This is a genomic window from Candidatus Kapaibacterium thiocyanatum, from assembly GCA_001899175.1.
Classification (GTDB): Bacteria; Bacteroidota; Ignavibacteria; order Kapaibacteriales; family Kapaibacteriaceae; genus Kapaibacterium; species Kapaibacterium thiocyanatum.
On record MKVH01000021.1, the window covers coordinates 90,261 to 109,984 of the forward strand.

9 protein-coding genes are annotated in these 19,724 nt (G+C 58.5%); 5 read left to right on the plus strand and 4 right to left on the minus strand.

Annotated features, from left to right (window positions below):
• Positions 1 to 39 precede the first annotated feature (39 nt).
• The gene (locus BGO89_06735; protein OJX57661.1) at positions 40 to 246 is read right to left on the minus strand and encodes a hypothetical protein; all 207 of its coding nucleotides are present in this window, start codon (positions 244 to 246) and stop codon (positions 40 to 42) included.
• A gap of 450 nt (positions 247 to 696) precedes the next feature.
• Between BGO89_06735 and BGO89_06740 the strand changes: the two genes are divergently transcribed.
• From BGO89_06740 to BGO89_06760, 5 genes are all read left to right on the plus strand, one after another.
• Positions 697 to 2,115, plus strand: coding sequence for a hypothetical protein (locus tag BGO89_06740; GenBank protein ID OJX57662.1), 1,419 nt, complete (start codon positions 697 to 699; stop codon positions 2,113 to 2,115).
• A 244-nt stretch (positions 2,116 to 2,359) separates the two neighbouring features.
• A complete protein-coding gene (locus BGO89_06745; protein ID OJX57663.1) occupies positions 2,360 to 4,579 on the plus strand; it encodes a hypothetical protein in 2,220 nt (739 codons plus the stop codon).
• Between the two features lie 547 nt (positions 4,580 to 5,126).
• Positions 5,127 to 10,298, plus strand: a complete 5,172-nt coding sequence (locus tag BGO89_06750) for a hypothetical protein (protein OJX57664.1) — start codon at positions 5,127 to 5,129, stop codon at positions 10,296 to 10,298.
• Positions 10,299 to 10,731: 433 nt separating this feature from the next.
• Positions 10,732 to 11,193, plus strand: a complete 462-nt coding sequence (locus BGO89_06755; protein ID OJX57665.1) for a hypothetical protein — start codon at positions 10,732 to 10,734, stop codon at positions 11,191 to 11,193.
• A 249-nt stretch (positions 11,194 to 11,442) separates the two neighbouring features.
• Complete coding sequence (locus tag BGO89_06760) at positions 11,443 to 12,036, plus strand: hypothetical protein (GenBank protein ID OJX57666.1); 594 nt, start codon at positions 11,443 to 11,445, stop codon at positions 12,034 to 12,036.
• A gap of 296 nt (positions 12,037 to 12,332) precedes the next feature.
• Here BGO89_06760 and BGO89_06765 read toward each other — a convergent pair whose 3' ends face one another.
• From BGO89_06765 to BGO89_06775, 3 genes are read right to left on the minus strand one after another with little or no spacing between them, the layout of a single operon-like run.
• The gene (locus BGO89_06765; GenBank protein OJX57667.1) at positions 12,333 to 12,665 is read right to left on the minus strand and encodes a hypothetical protein; all 333 of its coding nucleotides are present in this window, start codon (positions 12,663 to 12,665) and stop codon (positions 12,333 to 12,335) included.
• 2 nt (positions 12,666 to 12,667) lie between these two features.
• Positions 12,668 to 13,471: a hypothetical protein gene (locus BGO89_06770; GenBank protein OJX57668.1), complete on the minus strand. Its 804-nt coding sequence runs from the start codon at positions 13,469 to 13,471 to the stop codon at positions 12,668 to 12,670.
• 17 nt (positions 13,472 to 13,488) lie between these two features.
• Positions 13,489 to 19,701 (minus strand): hypothetical protein, encoded by a 6,213-nt coding sequence (locus BGO89_06775; GenBank protein OJX57669.1) that lies wholly within the window; start codon positions 19,699 to 19,701, stop codon positions 13,489 to 13,491.
• Between the last annotated feature and the right edge of the window lie 23 nt (positions 19,702 to 19,724).

A 19,724-nucleotide genomic window follows, 5' to 3' on the forward strand; every position in this document is an offset into this window, starting at 1 on the left:
TCCAGCCGAACAACCCGGCGCCCCTATCTGCCGCGAGGACTACGGAAACGTCTGGCCGAGCGTTTCGGCGTCACGGTCAGTGCCGTCGACTGGCGATTGCGGCACCGAGAGGATGAGACACTGGAAGCGGCACAACTGCGTGCCGACACACTCGAAGCAGCATTGCAGATGGTCCTGCACGATACCGGCAGTACGACCGAACACAACGCGGACACCTTCCGGAACAAGGATCACGGTCATGGGCATTGACTTCGATGAGACAGCCTTCGTCATCATGGAATGGCTTCAGTACCCCCAGGGTTTGACAACACTACCCCATCCCGGTCGCCCCACACGGGACCCCATCAAGGGACCTATGACATCGGAACCTCGCCCGTGTGGGCCGACGGGTATGAATGTTGGACTGCAAGGACGCCCGCAGTACACGACGGGTACTGCCGCCGAGGAACAATGAGTAGTTAAGGTTTTGCTAAGGTATATTCAAGCGTACTCTTGCACAGGTTGTCGCACGAGGAGCCTGTCTCTACACCTGACCGGCATCCTACTGACTCAAGGCAAATGCGGACGGTGTGAATACCCTCTATCATTGTGAAGGCGTCTATGCGAACGTTGGCTACGTTATTCTGTGTTGGGCTCCTGGCTACGACCTTGTCGCCACTCTTCGGGCAAGAGCCATTCGATACATCCCAGGTACGAATGCTCAGACCGGTCAAGACGTGGCTACTCAAAGGAAAGCCACCTGAAGGCATAACATACCTGAAGAACGTTGGCGGACGAGAAGGTATCAACGTCGTCTCGACGACCATTCGGAACGGGCGCGGCAACGTGTTGTGGAATACCCGGCCCTTCGACACGACGGATCTGTTCGACTGGCGTGGCATCGACGGCGCAACCACGATCCGTGAACTGGATTATGATGGTATTCCGCCACTCGAATACATCAACGAGCGCGGCGTCGTCTGGCAGTGTGGCAAGGACCAGCCCTTGTCCTTCGTTCCCATCGATACCATCGCGTATGACAGTTGTATCCAACGTCTCGGCCCTTCAGCCGATATTGACGGCGACGGTTTCCTCGACGCCGTTACCCTTGATCATCGGTACGACAACGGCAGAATGATGAGCATTGTTATGGGCGGCCCGAAGGCTGGAAAAGGCTGTGCGCGCGTCGCCAACATCGAGAAAGTAGGGTACCGGACCTACCGGCACGTGAGGGCCTTCTTCCGCTCAATGGCAGGGACGTGGCGTCTCATCCAGTATGAAAAGGATTCCTACGACTACATTTCATGGCTCATCATCTATGACCTGAATATCGTCAGGTACGACAACTGGCTGTGGGTCCACGCGGTGGCCCGCGATTCTCTCCATAGCTCGGTTCTCTCGTCTACCGACCACGGGGATTTTGGAGAGGCGTTCTGCATCACGGATACGGCGGCCAGACGCGAATGGCTCATTATGAGCCACCGGGAGGCTCCTTCGGCCCCATACATCATCAAACGCTTCGACATTACCAAGGGCCGTTTCGTCTTGGCCGAACAGCTACCGGAGGACGTGTATGTGATGGGTGTCGGCCCAACTCAGAATCTGGGCTACAGTCTTGGTACGGACCGGCCCGTCATCTTCATGAACAGGTATCTCTGCTATGCCGACAATCTCCATAAACCGTTTGCGAGATGGAAGGTGTCGGAGGACGATCCCAAGTATTCAGGCTATGGATATCCGACCGTCATCGACGATCAAACGGGTGACGGCTGGCCTGATCTTCTTGGTACGTCCAGTGTCTGGACCAGTACCACCGGAGGGTGGGATAGTTGCGCCATTATCCTTTATAGCATCGATCCGGCAGTATCTGTTCATGAGGACGATACCCCTGCGCTGACGACGTCCTCAGCCAGACTGATGGGCGACGCCCTGGAACTCACCCTCGCCGAACCCGCGCTGGTTTCTGCGTATATCGTTGGGGTGACAGGAGAATCATCACTTCTGGTCTCACGGCAGCACCCGGCTGGTACGACCCGTATCGACCTGGCTTCCTACCTCTGGGCCTATCCCCGTGGGGTCTACGTCGTGCGCGTTCGTATTGGCGACGCCTTTCATACGGTCAAGCTCATCCGGTAAAGGCCGGCTGTGGTAACAAGTCGCTGGTTACCAGCCTCATTCTCTTGTTCAGGGCCGGAATGGAGGGAACAGGCAGGTTTTCAGTAAAGGTTTTGCTAAGGTGGGATGAACTGCCTGATGTCGTAGGTTGGAGGCGAGGGTTATGAACTACCGTATAGTCACAAGGAATACCGCCATGATAGCGTCAGGAATACGAAATACCGTTTGTCCATACATAGTGACGTGCCTGCTCTTGTTCAGCGGCATGTCCGCAGTAGCACAACCGGGCGATGTGTTCATCGCCTACCCGTCGAAGGGTGGGGGCGTCCGGTATGTGACGGGCACGGCAGACGCCACGTATCAGGTGACGACGTCCGGTATCGGGGCCCGTGTCCGTGGCAGGTGGGATACGACCCGTGCCGCAACCACCTTCACGACGTTCACGAACAGAGCAGGTACGCGCATCGAACCGGAAGAAGCGGTCGACTACCCTGTGCGCATCTACAATGACGAGTGGCCTGATGGTATCGAGGTAAAGGCATACCGCCGTCTCGTGATTCGTGGCACGTCGGGCGGCGGCGCATTGGTCGCCAGTGCGAACTATGGCCACATGTCGCTTGGTCTTCGTGGTATGGTGAAGGAAATGCCGATTGGACCGACGAAGGGGCTTGATCTCAGTCGTGCGCTCGGTGTGCGGGACGCTGTGGCCGCACCGCGTCTTCAGGGTATGACGACGGATGGTGAGCAGCTACTTGGACTGGAAACGGAAGTGCAGGTTCTGGACCCCGTCATGATCTCCGATCCCCGGATCATGTTCGCGACCTACGCGGAAGAAAACGCCAGAGCGAATTTCGACAACGAAGGGAACATCTGGCTATGGGGCTACGCCCCGTTCTTCCCCGCGATCCCCATTACGCCGGAACTGGTCGACGATTCGATCCCGCAGCGAGTGGCCAGAACGACGAAAATGACGCGGGATCGGCGTATCCTCTGGTCAACGTACGGTGGAACCTACGAGTTGCAAGGAGAAGGAAAGATTACCTTCGACCGGGATAACAACTTGGTAGCCGTGATTACTGCAATCACAAGGCCCCCACGTTCCTCTGGAACGTATCAGGAATTTCCACGAGGATTGAATGACATCTTGGTCATGAAGATGGGACCAGATGGTCGCTTGCAGTGGTGTACCTTGGTTGGTGGTTCAGGTGACGAACTACATCCGTTCGTATCCACTGACGAGCATGGGAATATCTACGTCGTCTATGCGACAACGAGCGATGATCTCGACGTCACGGATTCCCTGCTGAACAGAAAGCCCAATTTCCCGCGCCGCTATGACATCGGGATCACCTCCATTACTACCGACGGGAAGCACTTCCGCTGGGGAACGTACTGGTCGAGCCTCGATAGACGGGATCCGATGGACACGGTCTATGTCGGTTCCCACCCGGGAGGGATTGCCTGCGACGGACAGGGCGGCGTCATTGTCGGTATGAGCGAAGTCGATCCGTACCTACTTCCGGTCACACCCGGCGCATGGATGACGGAGCAGAAAGGTGCCAGGGAAGCACTGCTCACCCGGTTTTCGACCGAGGGGACTCTTCTCTGGAGTACGCTCATCTCGACGACAGGCGATGACTACATGTTCCAGCTAAGAAAAGAAAACGACAGCACAATCTTCATGCAGTTCGAGCAGGACTACCGTCGGCTATTCTCGCAATTCCCACGCATGGCGGCGATCGGAGTGCCCGGATACGACTCGACGACCAAGGGAAATCACTCCTTCGTTCTCCGGTTCGGATTGGATGGGAGACCGCGCTATCTATGGGCCCCGTGGGAAACCCGGCCTCTCTACCCAAACTTCGTTCCGACAGGAGATGGGCACTACTATCGTTGGGCATACAACAACAGAATTAAGGAAAGCTCGACACCGGATAGTTTCCCGTACATGCCAGCCTACTATCGGGGTGTACGCGGCGCACATCTGGAAGCCAGTTTTGCGATCATCGACCGCGAGTATCAGCCAGTCTTCATCTCTTCACTTCTAGGCCTTACCTACGATCAAGTAAAGTGGGCCACAGGATACCAAGGGTATCTGCTTCTTGGCGGATGGTCCTTCTCACGGGGTGCCTGCTTGACCGATACACTATGGGGTGCGGGGTATAAGAATGATGGCGACGAAATGCCATATATGGTCCTCTTGAAACCGTTCTGGACAACGAGTGTAGAACCGGAGCCACAGCCCGGCGCACAACCACCATTGCAGGTCTTCCCGAATCCGGCGAACGATATTCTGACGGTCAACGCCGAGAGTCCGGTAACAACTGCCGAACTCATCGATATGCTCGGACGAGTGGTCATGGACCTGCCTGGAGCAGAGAGCGGGATACTTCAGATCAACATGAGCGGCGTTGCATCGGGTACTTATCTCGTACGGTGCGTTGCACAATCCGGCGTGCGGCAAAGCATGGTCGTCAAACGATAGAGACCCTGTCAAGACACGGCAGGTCTTGACGTTTGGGGTGCAGTAGACGTGTGTGGTCAGGGAAAGCGGGGGCTCATCCTGATCGTTCACAAGAGTCCGTTTTCTATGCTGCATCGTAGCGGCATAGGGGCGGGCCATTCTATCTATTCAATCGGAGGTCGTAATGTACATGAGACTATTCGTCATCGTTGTTCTCGTGGTGGCAGGGCAAACCACCATGCAAGCGCAGCGGCTACGGGAGTTCGATGTGTGGACTTCAGAGGCCTATGCACGGAAGTGGGTTGCTCCTGACGTTACAGAATGGAATGGGATTAGATGGGTAGTAGCCGATACATTCGGACTCTATAACCTTCGGCCTAATAGAGTACCCGCCAGCGGAAGACCGGACTACTCGTTGAACTATGAGAACGTCCGCTCTCTCATGGTTGGCCGGTACTATGGCGCGCAGGATACGACGATCAATGGCGAGACGCAGTATGTCACGCCAATACCGTCGATCATGCTCCTGCAATCGATACCACGAGTTGGGCCACCAGGCATACAGAGGATGCAGATCTTCTCCGTCGAATCACGTGGCTACCGGGTGACGAATCCGACGGACAGCCGACCACGCGACGGGGGGTCGTACCGCGACAACGATATCGAGGGTCTTGGTGTTCGCCGCGACGCACTCGACAGTGCCATCGTCAGCAAATACGACATCATGCTGGAAGGGAGCAACACGACTCATCCGACGATCCTCCGGTACGACGATGCCACCATCGATCCGCAGTGGATCATGGGAGCCGTGAGCGGCAACGTCAGGGGTGATGTCCGCGATGAAATCGTGCTCTTGTATGATGACGGTGCGCAAACCGTCGTCTACCAACTCTCGAACGACTCCTTGCTCAATCATGTCAATCCGCTGGACTATATCCTTACCCGGACGACGGCGGCAACATGGGCCTACGCAACGTTCGACGTCCGCAAGGTCACGCATACCGTTGCAGGCGACTTCGACGGCAATGGCACGGACGAAGTCGTCGCCTATTGGAAGGACGGCACGGACCAGCGCGTCTATCTTCTTCAGGCGGGGACGCCGTGGACGGTAACGCAGGTAGCGACACCGAGCGTCGGGAGTATCGACTTCGCCAATGTCATGCACGTCACCCGCGCCGACATCGACGGCGACGGCAACGATGAAATCGCTATTCTCATGAAGAGCGGTGCCGCCGTCATGCTCATGGCGATGGAATCGATGGGCGGATGGGGGCTTCATCCCCTCACGTACACCTTCCCGACGGCGGATGCTTCTCCAACGCGGGTATTCGGCCTTACAGCAGGAAATACCGACAATGCCGGAGCCGACGAGGTTCTTATCATGGCCCAGCGTCAGGTATCGGGTACCATCACGGCATCGCATCTGCTGTCCTGCTCGATTGCAGGCGGTGTCTGGCAGAAGAAAACCGTCACGACATGGTCACCGGCGGCCTTCAATGCCAGCAGGGTCAAGTACATGTTCAGTGGCAACCTTGACTATGACGTGCGCCGCCGCGAGGACGTCGGGATCATGTATATGTCGTCGGGTGCGGCAGCGGAAGCGGACCAACTCATCGTCATGAACTCCTTGCCGACACATCTGGAGAACGACTTCGCCGTCGACACGACGTCGGCGTTGGGCGTGACGAAGCCCTTCCTGCCGCTCGGATGGTATGGCGTGAGACTTCACACAGGCATCCCGAACCGCACGGGCGGCACTCTCGATACGCTCTACTTCCGTGATCAGTGGCGTACAGAAACATGGCGTTCGCCGGGCGACTACGCCAATGTCATGGGAATCAACTTCACCGCCGATTCCGGCATGATCGATGACCGTCAGCTCGACGACTACGCGCGTATCTACAACACCATCAGTGCCGAACGTCTGCATTTCACGGATGACCGGACGTATATGGGCGATCCTGTCCCGGCGGCGGATACGAGAAGCGCGGCCTACTTCTACAATTCGGCGGAGAACGTCACGGGGCTGACGGCCTACATGAACAGGGCCTGGTCTCGGAGGCTGCGCGTGCTGCCACATCTCTCCTGCACCGAGCATGACGCCTACAACCGCATGAGCGCACCTGCCGGGGACCAGAAGTTTGTGAGTTTCGACTTCACGACCACAGAAGGCGGACCGGCGGCGGGGACGCTGCCGAACTATTTCGGTCTCATGATGAACGGAACCGTGGAAAATCATCCCGCGTTCCTCGGCTGGTATGCGTCCGACGAGCCGTCCAATCTGCTTGGTCCCACATGGAAGTGGCATGTCCGGTTCGACGATACGGTGGCGACGAAGCGCACACCGCTGACCGTGCCGCCCATGATGCGAAGCTACTACCGGACGATGCGCTGGCGCACACCGGGCAAGCCCATCTACATGAACTACAATTGGGCGAACGATTTTGAGTATTACAGAAATGCTCATGATGTGAATTTGTTCGACAACTATGTCTATGGACACACGTTCACGCTCGATACGCTTCGGGCCGGTGGCGTGCCGGTCATCGCCAATGGACGCCCGGTCATCAGTAGCCGGACGCAGGACCCGGCGCAGAGCCTGAATGAGGCGGCAGTCTTGTATGGCTTTCTGACGACGCTCTGGAATCAGGTGAAGGCGACACAGCGGTGCGACAAAACAGCCGCAATGGTCATCGTGCAGGGACGTGGGGACGACTACGTCGGCCGTGATACTGACCCCCGCAACGACGAGTTTCTTCGGAGCTATCAGGAAATGCGGAACCTGACGCCGGAAGAAGCCCGGTTCAACCTCTTCGGCCCCGCTGTTCTCGGTGCACGTGGCGCACTGTGGTGGGAAGCGACCTCATGGATGCAAGGAGCCAGTACCGACGCACGTTTCACGACGACAGACGGCGGCACGGACCCCATGAGTGGTCAGCCGCGGCAACACGCGGCCAACAACATGACGCTCGCCAGAGCCCAGCGGGTGACCATCGACAATGCCTCGGCGGAGTTCTCGCACTATGCGAAGATCTTCCTGAACGAACGTCTACAGGGCAGAGTGTCGACGTCGGCAGCCTGGCATATGCAGGGAGCGAATATCCCGATCATCACGACGGCCCTGCACTTGGACACGGCGTCGGGTGTCTACTGGCTCTTCGTCGTCAACAACAGCGCACGGGTGTACGGCGAGAACGGCGTACCGCTTGTCGACCTTGCCATATCGGGTCTTTCCGGTGGCAGCATCCCCTATCTGGTGGGCCGCGAGTTCTGGCAGAACGGCCAGAGCGAGCGGATCAACACGTCCACGATGAACGACGGTATCCTCTCGTTCTCGACGCCCATGCGCGCATATGAAGTACGGATCTATGCCCTCTCGACATTCGCTCCCGTGGCCCCCGGCGTTCCGATTCCGGTCGACGGCGAACTCTCGTGGGTGAATCAGCGCAAGATGGTCGTCTATGCCCATGAAGCGGGTGTCGGTGTCGGCCCCCATCTCGATAACGAAACGCGCGACTCGGTTGTCTACCATGCCGTCTACCACCGCGCCGATTGCGAAACATGTCCTGTGAACATGCAGGGCCAACGTGTCTACTACCGCAAGTCGTACCCCATGCACCGGACCGAACCCATCGACATCATCCGCTGGCGTCCGGAAGAACACTGCGTATCGTGCCTCATCGCCGATCCGGCGCTGGGAACGACAGGTACGGGGACGTGCGCCTACCCGTCGCTTGTCGTACGCTACGACCCGGCCCTATTCCGTGCCCGCGTCTATGTGACCTATGCCTGTGAGTTCAACGGCAGCGCCTATGCCGAGCATCCCATTACGGGACTTACGGGGAACATCCGGATCGTGGAGAACGTGTTTCTTGCCAACCCGGACATTCCTGTGATCCCGCCGGGCCAGGTCATCAGTATGACGAACGGCATGACGATCCACGACATCGGATTCCCCGTTGTTGCTGCCGTTGGTGATGGCAACATCTATGCTTATTCGGACGCTATCGAAGGCATCCACGCCGGATGGAAGGGGCCGGGAGCGACGCAGTTCGCGGCCGGGTCACTGCGGTATATCCGTGCGGGGAATCTTGCCGCGTACGGCGACAATCATCCTTCTCTGTGGTCGTATGGCCGCCTGCATCAGAACGAACTGGAAGTGCCTCTTGTCTGGCAAGGGGGACGGATGGAGGGCGATGCCACGCAGGTCTTCTATACCCGTGCGTATCACTCTCCTATGGGGCTCATGCTCTATGTGCCGGACTATCCGCCGTACCCGGAACCGTTCCCGGTCGTTGCAGCCGGTCAAGCCTTCCACCTCAGCCAAGGGTGCGGCGACCATCTCCTGCCGAGCGTCCTGCGGTCGCCGAAGCAGACCGCAAACAGAGTCAACGACATTGTCTACTGGCAGAATCACCGGGAATCCGTATGCAGTGGAGAGGACGGTAAGCCCAGCGGTTCGTTCATCAAGTCGACGTCCATTCTCACGGAAGACGCTAATGCCAACCGTTTCGACGACCAGGTCGCACTTCCGCAGCGTCATACCATCAGTCATAAGTTTGAGCGATTGTACTCACCCAATCTGACGCACGGACGAGCCGAGTCGACCGACGCAACATACTCGGACCGTGTCGCTGTCTCGATGAACGGAAATACGGCACTCCTTCCTCCGATGTCGCCGCCGAGTTACTTCCGTCTTTCGTCGATCTGGTGGCTGCATGATCACGTTGCTCCCTTCGTGATCGACGTCGGCGACGTCAACCTCTACTGGCGTCACATGGACACGACGCTCGTACCCAAGGTACGTACTGCCGACTGGATGGGGGCGTTGCCACATCAATCGGTGTCGCGCAGACCCTTGGTCTATGAGGACTATAACCAGACGCGCATGATCGCGGAGTACGGGCTCAATGGAACGGCACACCTTGGCCTGTCGCGCCTCTTCTACTACATGCGCATGGGCAGCGGCAGCGAAGCCGTCTCCTATGGCGGTGTGACGAACGGCCAAGGCGCATTCGTCGGCATCGAGGGCGTCCGTGTCAATGGCGAGGACGTCGCCGTGGGCTATGAACGGCACATGGACACGGTGGCATCCAATACCGTCACGTCTCTCGTCAGCGGCTGGTTCACGGCCCGCGGCCGTACGAACCTTGCCATAACGCTCCGGCAATCGCATCCGGGCACGACGACCTTCATGCTCGAAGACGAGCATGGCAAGCGGGTGCCTCTTCAGGGGAGCGAGATGGCGACCAGTGACGATGGCCGCGAGGCACTGTTCTCGCTTCTGACCACGGGTGGGCGCTACCGTGTCGTGGCGGATATCGCGGGTCCTGTGACCTACGAACGCAATACGCTCATTGGCGCAAACCGGCAGTCGTCGGACCAGGGCGGCGGCAGAAGCGACGACCCGGTCAAGGGCGGGGCCAATGCTCTCGTCTCCGGGGGGAACGGGGCCGTCACGGTCAACCTTGCCGAGAACGATGGCCTGGTCATCGCACCCAATCCGGCAACGGCGGAAGCCAACGTCATCCTGCCTGCCAGCATCATGGAACACCTCACGGCGACCGAACCCATGACCGTACAGGTGATTTCCCCAAGCGGCAGTGTTGTAGACGTGCCCGTCGTGACAGGAAGCGGATACGCGTCGATCACGACGACGGGACTCGCCAGTGGTGTCTATACCGTGCGCGTCGTCCAGGACGGTATCGTCATGACCGGCAGGCTGACCGTCGTGCACTGACGACCGACATAAGCCTGGCGCGGGTGAACCTGCGCCAGGCTTATGCTACTGAAAAGCTACTACATGGGTGAGCCCCCGCACACCTATTTCGCAGCCGCTTCAGCACATTAGCGGCCCAGCGGAATCCGGACGAGACCCGCATGGCCTGCGCCATGCGGGTCTTCTGTCCTGCGTGAGTTCGCCCCCGAAGTTCTCCCATATGTCTCACACCTGGACAGAGACAAGATACCGTAATCGATCACTACACGGGTGATCCCCCGCAAACCCATTCTACAACCACATCGCTGTATGGCTGATATCCATGTCATGCGGGTGGCTCGTCATAGAAACGACGAGCGATGACAGAAGGAATAACTTTCCTTAAAGTATTATGTTGTAGGTTTCAGGACCCTACGTTCGTTGTAAGTCCTTGTCATAGTCACAGGAACGTCCCATGCGCTACCTAATTGCCATTGTCATCACGTGCTGCGCGGCATTCACGGTCACCTCGCAGACCAGGACCTTTGAGAACGTGACCATTGAGCATGTTCTGAATGGTATTGTGAGCATGGACCGGATCGATACTACCCGTGACGGTAACCTGATCGTCAGATGTGACACCTTCGACGTCGCGTGGCGCACGTCGGGTGAACGGATCGTCCAAATGGGAATACGTGTACGGTACGGTATGGACAGTGTGCTTCGGACCAGTATTCCGGACCGGGTTTATGTCATGCTTGCCCGTATCTATGGATTCCGGAGTGGCACGATGCCCATGACAGTGGTTCAACGCTGGAATGACCATCTTGCGTGGCTTATCCAAGAGAATCGCATAGGAACTGTTGGAGTGGGTCGTGGCTATCCGGATGTCGTCATCCACATGGGGCCGGAATCCTACCAGTTGAGCATCTACTAGGCAGGCGTGTGGGAGAACCTCGGCCGCTCAGAATCCGTATGTTCATGCTCGTCTATGCAAGCCTGTTGAATCCCGGGTCTATTCACAATCAGGATTCGAGAACCGTTCCTAGCGTCTACCGTAGCCGGATTCCTATCAACAACCAAGACAGATTCTATGCTTACCGATACACAGGAAGGATGAGTAAGGGCGATCAAGGATGGAAGAATTCGCGGCTTTGTCGACCTTCTTCGGAGCTACGCGACGAATGTGCGCCAGGATGACAGTCCACATTTTAGTGTGGTTGTGGACGACAATATGGATAGGCAGCAGTGGTATCGATTCAATGACGAGCATCTCTCGTCGAGCACGGACTTTCTGAGTATCGTACATGAGTTTCATGGGCTCGTCCGGTATCTCATGGACCACGATCTTATCCTTGTGAGTACCGATATTCTTGTGCCAGATATTCGCATCGAGGCATATACACCGCACCCGATACACGGAGCGCCCCGCCGGTTCTTTGATGCCTGCGTATATCTAAGGCAACAAAGTCGGATACTACCATCAGGTGAAGTCATCCGCTATGAACTATACATTGCCCTTCCGTCGCTTGACCAATACATCGACGACGGGTTCAGGACCCGCCATCAGGTGGAATACGACAGCATGGCGCAACGCGCCATCGGTGCCGAGCGTCATGCAAAGGAAGCACACCAGATTACTATTGGTCTCGCCATACTGAGCCTTGCGGCTTCTATCGCCGCTGTCCTGACAAGTCTCTTTGCCAGTACGACGATTACAACCACAAGCCCGCTCGATGTCCGGGTGTATGACAAAGCACCTGTCCATCGGTCCCGCTGAATGTTCCATTAGAATAGTCGCTGGCTGTGTAGCCAACTGACGGCGATGGACGGCCGAAGATGGCCCACGGGCTACTGAAACTCACGGCGGTTCTCACCAACGAATAGGTACCAGCCGCTTCCCGTCACCTTTCCCGCGAACCGCACATCAGCGGATGGAAGCGGTCCATGAAAGAGCCCTGCATGTTGGTCACGTGTGGGGTTCTGTTTCTCTGCGAGCGATTCATTTCCGCCAAACCGCCACGTGGCGGTTTGGCGGAATGGCGGTTTGACAGAAGCGATATGGCTCACCAGGTATCATGGCGAATCACCGAATTTCCGTTTCATGGACCGCGTCGCTGCCGAGATGACGACCCTGGCGGCATCCAGGGTCAGGTCCGCCGCCTTGTCGATAAGGCGGCTCACGTCGCGCTTGGGCGCGTTGGCGGCCTCTCTACTCGATGACCGTTTGCGCTTTGCTGCCACGCGCGGAGCGGGTTGTCGCGCCGCGCGCTTCGGGGGCGGCTTCTTCACGGGCTGGACCCATGTCCCGGCTGCCAGGCACCGCAGGCATTCGCGGTATTCGGTGTTGATCATCGTCATCATGATCGTCGCGTCCGGATCGGACGTCCGGTCCGGGTGCCATTGCATGGCTAGAGTGCGGTAACGCTCCGCTGCGTCCTCCTTGGTTTCGATGTCTCCGAAGAAGATGCGCGTTTCTTCTGTACGGTGCTGCTCCATATCCGTCCTCCATTCTTGCTTCGCTCGGCGATGATCTGTGCGTACGTCGGCCTGGTTTTCCGGACGCTTGGCATGGCGGCGGCAGGACGGAAGAGGAACAGGCGTTGCACCGTCGGCGCGTACCTGTTCTTGACGTTCGTTGCCCAGCGGCTGCCGTCCTTGTCGCGCTCGGTCCAGAGGCGGATGTCGACGCGGTGGGGCCACATCCCCGAACCACGAGAACGTTTCTCCGTGGCGTCCACCTGGGCGACGAAGATGAAGACGACGTTCGGAAACTCGCTTCGTAGTTGCCATACCTCGGCATCCGGCACGTCCATTTCCTGGACCGAATCGATGATGGCGACGCCGTGGATGCCCTTCGACAGTTCCCGCCGCACGTCCTCGATGGCATTGGTGTCGAACATCCAGATATGCCTGCTCGATCTGCCCCGGTGGGCCTTCAGAAGGCGCGCCCGCTGCCGGATCGTACCCGAAGCGATGCGTTCCTCGGCACAGACGTAGAGAAGTTCACAGAATCGCGACAACTCGCGCGCAAGCTCCAGGCACAGCGTCGATTTCCCAGTCCCCGATGGTCCTGACAGGAGAATCGTGAACTGTTCATCGGCAGGGACCGAGCCAAGAAACCCCTTCCACTTCTCCGCGAGGCGCAGGCATTCGTAGGGCAGACCATGCAGGTCCCTCAAGGTCATGAGGAGTGCCGTGCGGCCCGCTGGCATGATCTCCGTGGCACTTCTCATGATCTCCGTGGCCTTCTGTTCTGCTGCCTCACGCGTTCATGGATACCTGTTCTGAGCGTCCGCATCCTGTCGCCCAGCGACAGGGGTTTCGGCGGCTCCGGCTCTTCCTCACGCAGATCTTCGGCAGAAGTGGAGAGAGTATCGGCGCCTGTCGCCGGGGGCCCGTCAGGCCATGTCGCGGCATGGGGGCTTCGGCCTTCGGCGACCTGCAGGCGATCGCCGAGGGCTGTGGGCTCGTTGCCGTCAGGGAGAGATGCAACCGCTGGCGTGATCTCCCACGTCTCCAGATTGTTGGCCCGCTCGCCGTTGTCGAATTCCACCATGTAGTCGTACTGCATGGCCCATAGAATCTGCCCCGTTTCATCCGTCAGGACCTTGCCGGACTCGCGATCCAGACGCCGGACCTTGCGTTCCCATACGCGCGTGACAGTGCCCAGCCCGCCAACGGGTACGTCGGCCTCGATGACGTCGGTTGCAGCCATAACACGGTCACCGACGGAAAAACGCTGCGCCTCCGTGCGAATGAGCCGTGTGTTCTCCGGCTTCATGAAGTTGAGGAGTACCTGCCACAGTTCTTCGTTGTACGTCGCCTCCAGATACGGGCCGATATAACGGTCGGTGTTGAGTACGATTCTGTATTGTTCAACGAGGTCCTTGTGCTGCTCCATCCAGTCCAGGAGCAGACGGCGTCCTCCTGCGGCCAGTTCAGATCTTAGCCGTATGGGAGCGTACCGCCGCCGACTCGTGTGCTCGTCATCCAGCTCGTCGGTCAGCGTCTCCTTGTGCGTCAACATGAACGGCACGTGCGACGGCAGTTCCAGGCCACGGATGATCTGCGCATGGAAGAGTGAATGCTCCCGGATTTTACCATCCTTGTCGATATTGTGCCGGTCGTAGTTCTCCTGGACATTTTCCGCGCTGGCGAATTCGGCTTCTTCGACACTGACGTTCTTGACTTCGCCCTGGACGGCAGCACCCAGGACCCGGAGTTTGGCGGCGATGATGTCCCTGAGACGCTTATCGACCGGCACGTTGACCCACAGGAAGAATACCCGCTGCCGCGATCTGGTCTTCGCCCGATTGATCCGCCCCATGATCTGCACGGCTTCCACGGATGAATAGGGGGCCGTCATGATGATGACGCTTCGGGGAGCATTCCCCACAGTATCATCCAGGGAAATGCCTGTGCCGCCCGCTTCGGGTGTGGCGATGAGGATCCGTTTCGTTCCGGCCTGAAACGCTCTGATGTCATCGGCGCGGCGGTTCTGCGCCGCATCACCGAGTGCTGCGGGCGCCTCGCCTGTGAGCGCGGCGAACGTCTTGCGTTCATGCTCTTCGTCCAGCCAGGACCACCGCTCCGGCACCGGGTCCTGGCACGCGGCGCAGTCCACAGCGTCGCCAAGAACTTCCTGCGTACTCGTGCGCGTGCCCGTGACGAACCCTATCGTGTCTTGACCGAAGAGATTGCCGAGTTCACGGGCCAGGACGTTGACAGTCGAGATTTTCCGTACGACGGAACAGGGGCTTCCCGTAGACGACGAATCCGAATCATTGACGAGCGAACAGAAGATGACGACCTGGCGACCTTCCAGAAGCTCCTTCGTCGTCAGCTCGATCGTTTTCTGAATCTTGTAGGGTTCGAGCGCAAACTTCTTTTCGTTGATGATGCTGGCCTTGCACTTCTTCTCCGTTCCGAGCCGCGTTTCGATCGTCGAGAGGATATTCGTTGCCTGCTGGACGGCGAGTAGCTCGGCAGGATGCGCACCCTGACCACCGATCATGACATTGTAGGCCGAGAAATTATCCAGTGACAGCTCGCGTTTCACCATCGTACCGGCGATCGTCAGGTTCTCGAACAGCCTGGAAATGTTGTTCAGAACCATTTCCGGCGGCATCCTCGAATCACGGTTGAACCGACCACGCTCGACCAGCTCGCCGTTGTGATAGATGGGTGCCTTCCAGTAGAAGCCGAGGCGTCCCATGATCCTCAAATACTGACCTTCGGTCTTGTAGACATTGAGGCCACGCAGGTACCGGATATGCTCCACCTTGTCGGCGGGTGTGGCCGTCGAGAGCATGGTACGCGCCGCATTCACTAAGAGAACCATGCCACGGTATGCCTGCTTCGAGCCGTCCTCGAAGTCATAAGGATCGTAGTTTTTGAAGGCGTGCGCTTCGTCGCAGACGACGGCGCCGAGCTTCCGTCCTACGATACCGAAGGTGGCTTCGTTCTTCTCCCGCACACGATCCTCAAGGGTGTGCTTGAGGATGATGTCAGGATGGGATGCTTCCTCGGCGCGTAGAGCTTCCAGTATCCGCGCCTTCTCCGCTTCATTCTTTACGTTGACCTGTATCGTCTTGCGGCGTTCACTGAAGTCGGCCTCGATCCTTCGCACGACATTCTGCACATGCTCCCGCAGCATACGCGCTTCCTGCTGGTCGCCCTTCCAGAGGCCGAACATATGGTAGGAACAGATATAGATACTGTCGGCATCAAGATCTTCCGACAATTCTTCGATCCGCGTGAAGCGTCTGAGGGTGATGCCGGGCTTCGTTCCGTTGGCTGCTTCTTTCTTGCCGCGATCCTCCGGCACAACGATACCGAGCTTCTTTGCATCATCATAGAACGACGTCGTGATGATCGACGGCGATTTCGTGATGATGACAACGGGCTTGCGGTCACGCCGCACGACCGACGCCGCGACGACCAATTGCTGGAACGTTTTGCCGAACCCTGTACCGTCGGCCAGGAGAAAGGCCCTGGACGGGCCATACATTCCCGCGAGTGCGCGGTTGATGCCTTCGAGCTGACCGGGGGTGAGTGCTACGCGCGAAGCGATCTCCGTGTCATAGAGCGCGTCCGATGGCGGCGGCGGCATGAGTTCAGGACGTGAGGTGACAATGCGAAGGGGCTGCATCTCGGTGTCCACCCTATCCGTACGTGGCGGCAATTGGATGGTGCCGTCGGCATTACGAGGCGCGTCGCCTGCCGCGCCTGTGACGAGACGGCGCGCCTGTTCCATGTCGGGTTGCAGGACGAAACGCCCTCCCGTGCGGAGTACGCCAGAGAACGTGCGTGTTGCACCCGTCGTGATATTCCGAGCAACGGTTCCAAGGTCTACATCTACACTGACGATCTCCCATGCCTGTGCGCCCTGCGTATCGTAGACGATGTTGCCTGCTTTGACGTCCGCTTCCACAGCCGCTCCTACGGCTACTCCGAACGTGTCGCCTGCGGGTTTCGTCACGCTGAGCATTGCCATAACAATGCCGATCACCCGGCCGTTCGCGAGTTTGCCGGATGGGCCCATGTATTCCGACGGAGTATAGAGCCGCCAGGATCCGCGCTCCTTCACGAAGTCACGGAAGAGATAGTTCGCTTCATCACTACCGTCGATGGCATTGCCGGAGACGATGGCCACGAGCGTCCCGCCGTCCTTCAGCATTCGGTAGGCATGATAGACATGTTTGATGTCGATGCCTCGGTCGAATGGTGGATTCATGACGATACGGTCGAACTGAAGGGCTCGGTCCCTGTTGTAGGTAAGAAAATCGCCTGTCGTGACATTGAATCCCTTCAAGAGGAGAACGTCGGAAAGGAGCGTGTCGTACTCGACGACATGCACGGCGGCATCCGGCTGACGGGCGCGTATCTGTTCGGCAATGGCGCCTTCACCTGCCGAGGGTTCCAGTATCCGCTGCCCTGGCTGGATGTCCGCAAGGTCCAGCATCGTCCGGACGATGGGCAGCGGCGTCGGATAGTGTTCATAGGCCCGTCCTTCATAGGCACGCCTTGTGAACTCTGCGGCAGCCTTCTCCCGCATCTCTGCCGGGAGAACGCCGCCATAGCGCCGATGCAGTTCCGTGCCGCGATCGGTAACGCGCTGGACGATGTCGGGATCCACATCGGCGGATAGCTCCGTGCGATTCCGGAGTGAGACATACCGCCGGTAGGCCAGGTCGCGGCGTTCACGCAGGCCCAGGAGGGTTTCCCGAATCGATTCCAGATAGGCCTCACGCCCTGCCTGCCATGTGTCCGGCACACGCTCGGCGGTGGTGATCTCCGCTTTGCTGGTTTCCCATTCCGCACTGGCCTCATTCGCCAGTTGCTCCAGAATGGTGGGTTCGCCATAGCGGATGAACGCCGAAACACCGATCGGCTGCTCGATCATGGGCCGCGCATCGATGATCTGTGTCGGTACGACAATCGTATCACTGTCGTGATCACCCTCATTACCTGCTGCGGTTTCGTGGCGACAGGTATCAAGTTCCTGCGCTTTCCGCAGACGATAGTCCTCTTCTATGGCCTTGGCGATCGTCTCGAACCTGGCATCGATCGCCGGTTCCAGATGGGCGCTGATCTGTCCGGCACAGAGGGCGGCGGCGAAGAATGCGACGAGGTCTTTGAACATCAGGCCCAACATGTGCTTGCGGCGCGCTGTGCCGGAGGTGTCATCGCCGAGCGCAGACGCCCCGTCTTCCAGGCGTGCGCTGCGGGCAAGTGCCGACAGTTCATCGGCAAGACCCGCCGAGCGCAGGTCGTCTGTTGGGTCCGTCTTGAAAGCAAACCCCTTCTTGTAGGATGACCAGTATCCGCCGAATGGACGGACAGCATCCCGGAGGCGTTCGTAGTCGCCCCGGCTGATGCGGTCCGGCAGGCGCGCAACCCATAGCGGCGATCCATCACGGGTATCCGTTTCCTGCGTGAGCTGCAAAGGAGGCGTATGCGACGTTGCCGTGGCGATGATCGGTGCCAGGATGGTACTGAGGTCAGCCGGCGGCTCCCGACCACTCTCACCTTCGGCATGGATGGGATTGAGAGAAGCGAGAAACCCACGCTCATCGGTCCGGTAGCCACGCGTCAGTTCACTCCAGACGGTCGCGAATACGGCGGGTTGCCGCCACCGCAGTTCCGCCATTGCGACGACCCAATAGAGAAGATGCCGGTAGAGACGAGGGGTCTGCAACGTGCGTGGGAACGAGTAGGCAGAAGGATCGTCCACCGTTACCCGTTTGAGGGTCTTCTCCGCATCTTCAAGCTCCCGCGCCAGTTTCTGGGCCAGTTTCCTTTGGCGGCCCCGCTTGACGAAGGCAAGGTCGGACGTAAGTCGCTGGGCATCGGACCACACCGAATACAACTCTTGCAGAATCCACGCCACATGTAGAAGCCGTGCGTGTGTTACGACGAACGCGATGTAGTCATCGGGGTCCGGCATGTCCCACGAAGCGTCGTCCCTGAGCCTGACATTCGGCTTTTTTCCACACGCCTCTTCGAGGCCGAGACGATCATAGGCGGCACGGACGATCTCTTCCCGCACTGCCACAACGCGCTCTTCTCCGTTCCCGGGTTTCCATACGATGCGACTTCCGTCGTCGTCCTGCAACTCCACGATCGTGTCATGTTCGACCATGTATTGCACTGACTCGGAGCCTGATGCAGAGTCCTGGTCTGGGGTTACGACATATCGCAGTGGACAGGCTGCATAGCTCGCGTAGGTCTCGTTCCTGTCGTATGTCGTGAGTTGCCGTGGACGGGGACCATCGGACGGCTCCCAGGTGTTCATCTTCAAGGCTTCAGAACCGAGGGTGGTCATCGAGCCAAGAATGGACGGAATCATCGTAACCCGGCCATGTGCGTCGCCGTTCGTTCCCAGGACCAGCGCACCTGGCCGCAATCCGAATATGCCGTGGACGACGTGTTGAGGTACCGTTCGCTTGTAGAGATAGCCACCGAATTCCCACTTGGGTTGATGCTCCGTGTTGTGCAGCGTGGCCGCGCGGTCGTTCTCCTGGAACATCTCCCATCCCGTCGTGCCGACGGGGAGCCAGATGTGTCGTTCCTCATGACCGCGTAGGGCCAGCTTCATGTCTGCGACGGATAATGCCTTGCCTGGAACTGACGGAATGATGTCCGGCACGAATGGTATTGACGAAGATCCGCTCGTCTCTTCGGGCGCACTCGCTACTGTTTCTTGTTCTGCCGGTGAAGACGATTCTTCCGTGATGATTGCCCCACGAGCGGCGGGCGGCGACGCATCCAGAAGTGCGTCCACGTCGGCGCGTGACATGCCCAGGCGCTCACCCAACACATGGAACTGCGCATCGATCGTGTTCCAGAGACTCAGCGCGATATGGCCGCTCATGCGGGCGTGCTGATACAACGCGGCCAGTTCCCGGAATGTGCGAACGAGCGTTTCATGGCGAGTCATTGTTGACGTCCTATGTCCTTTGG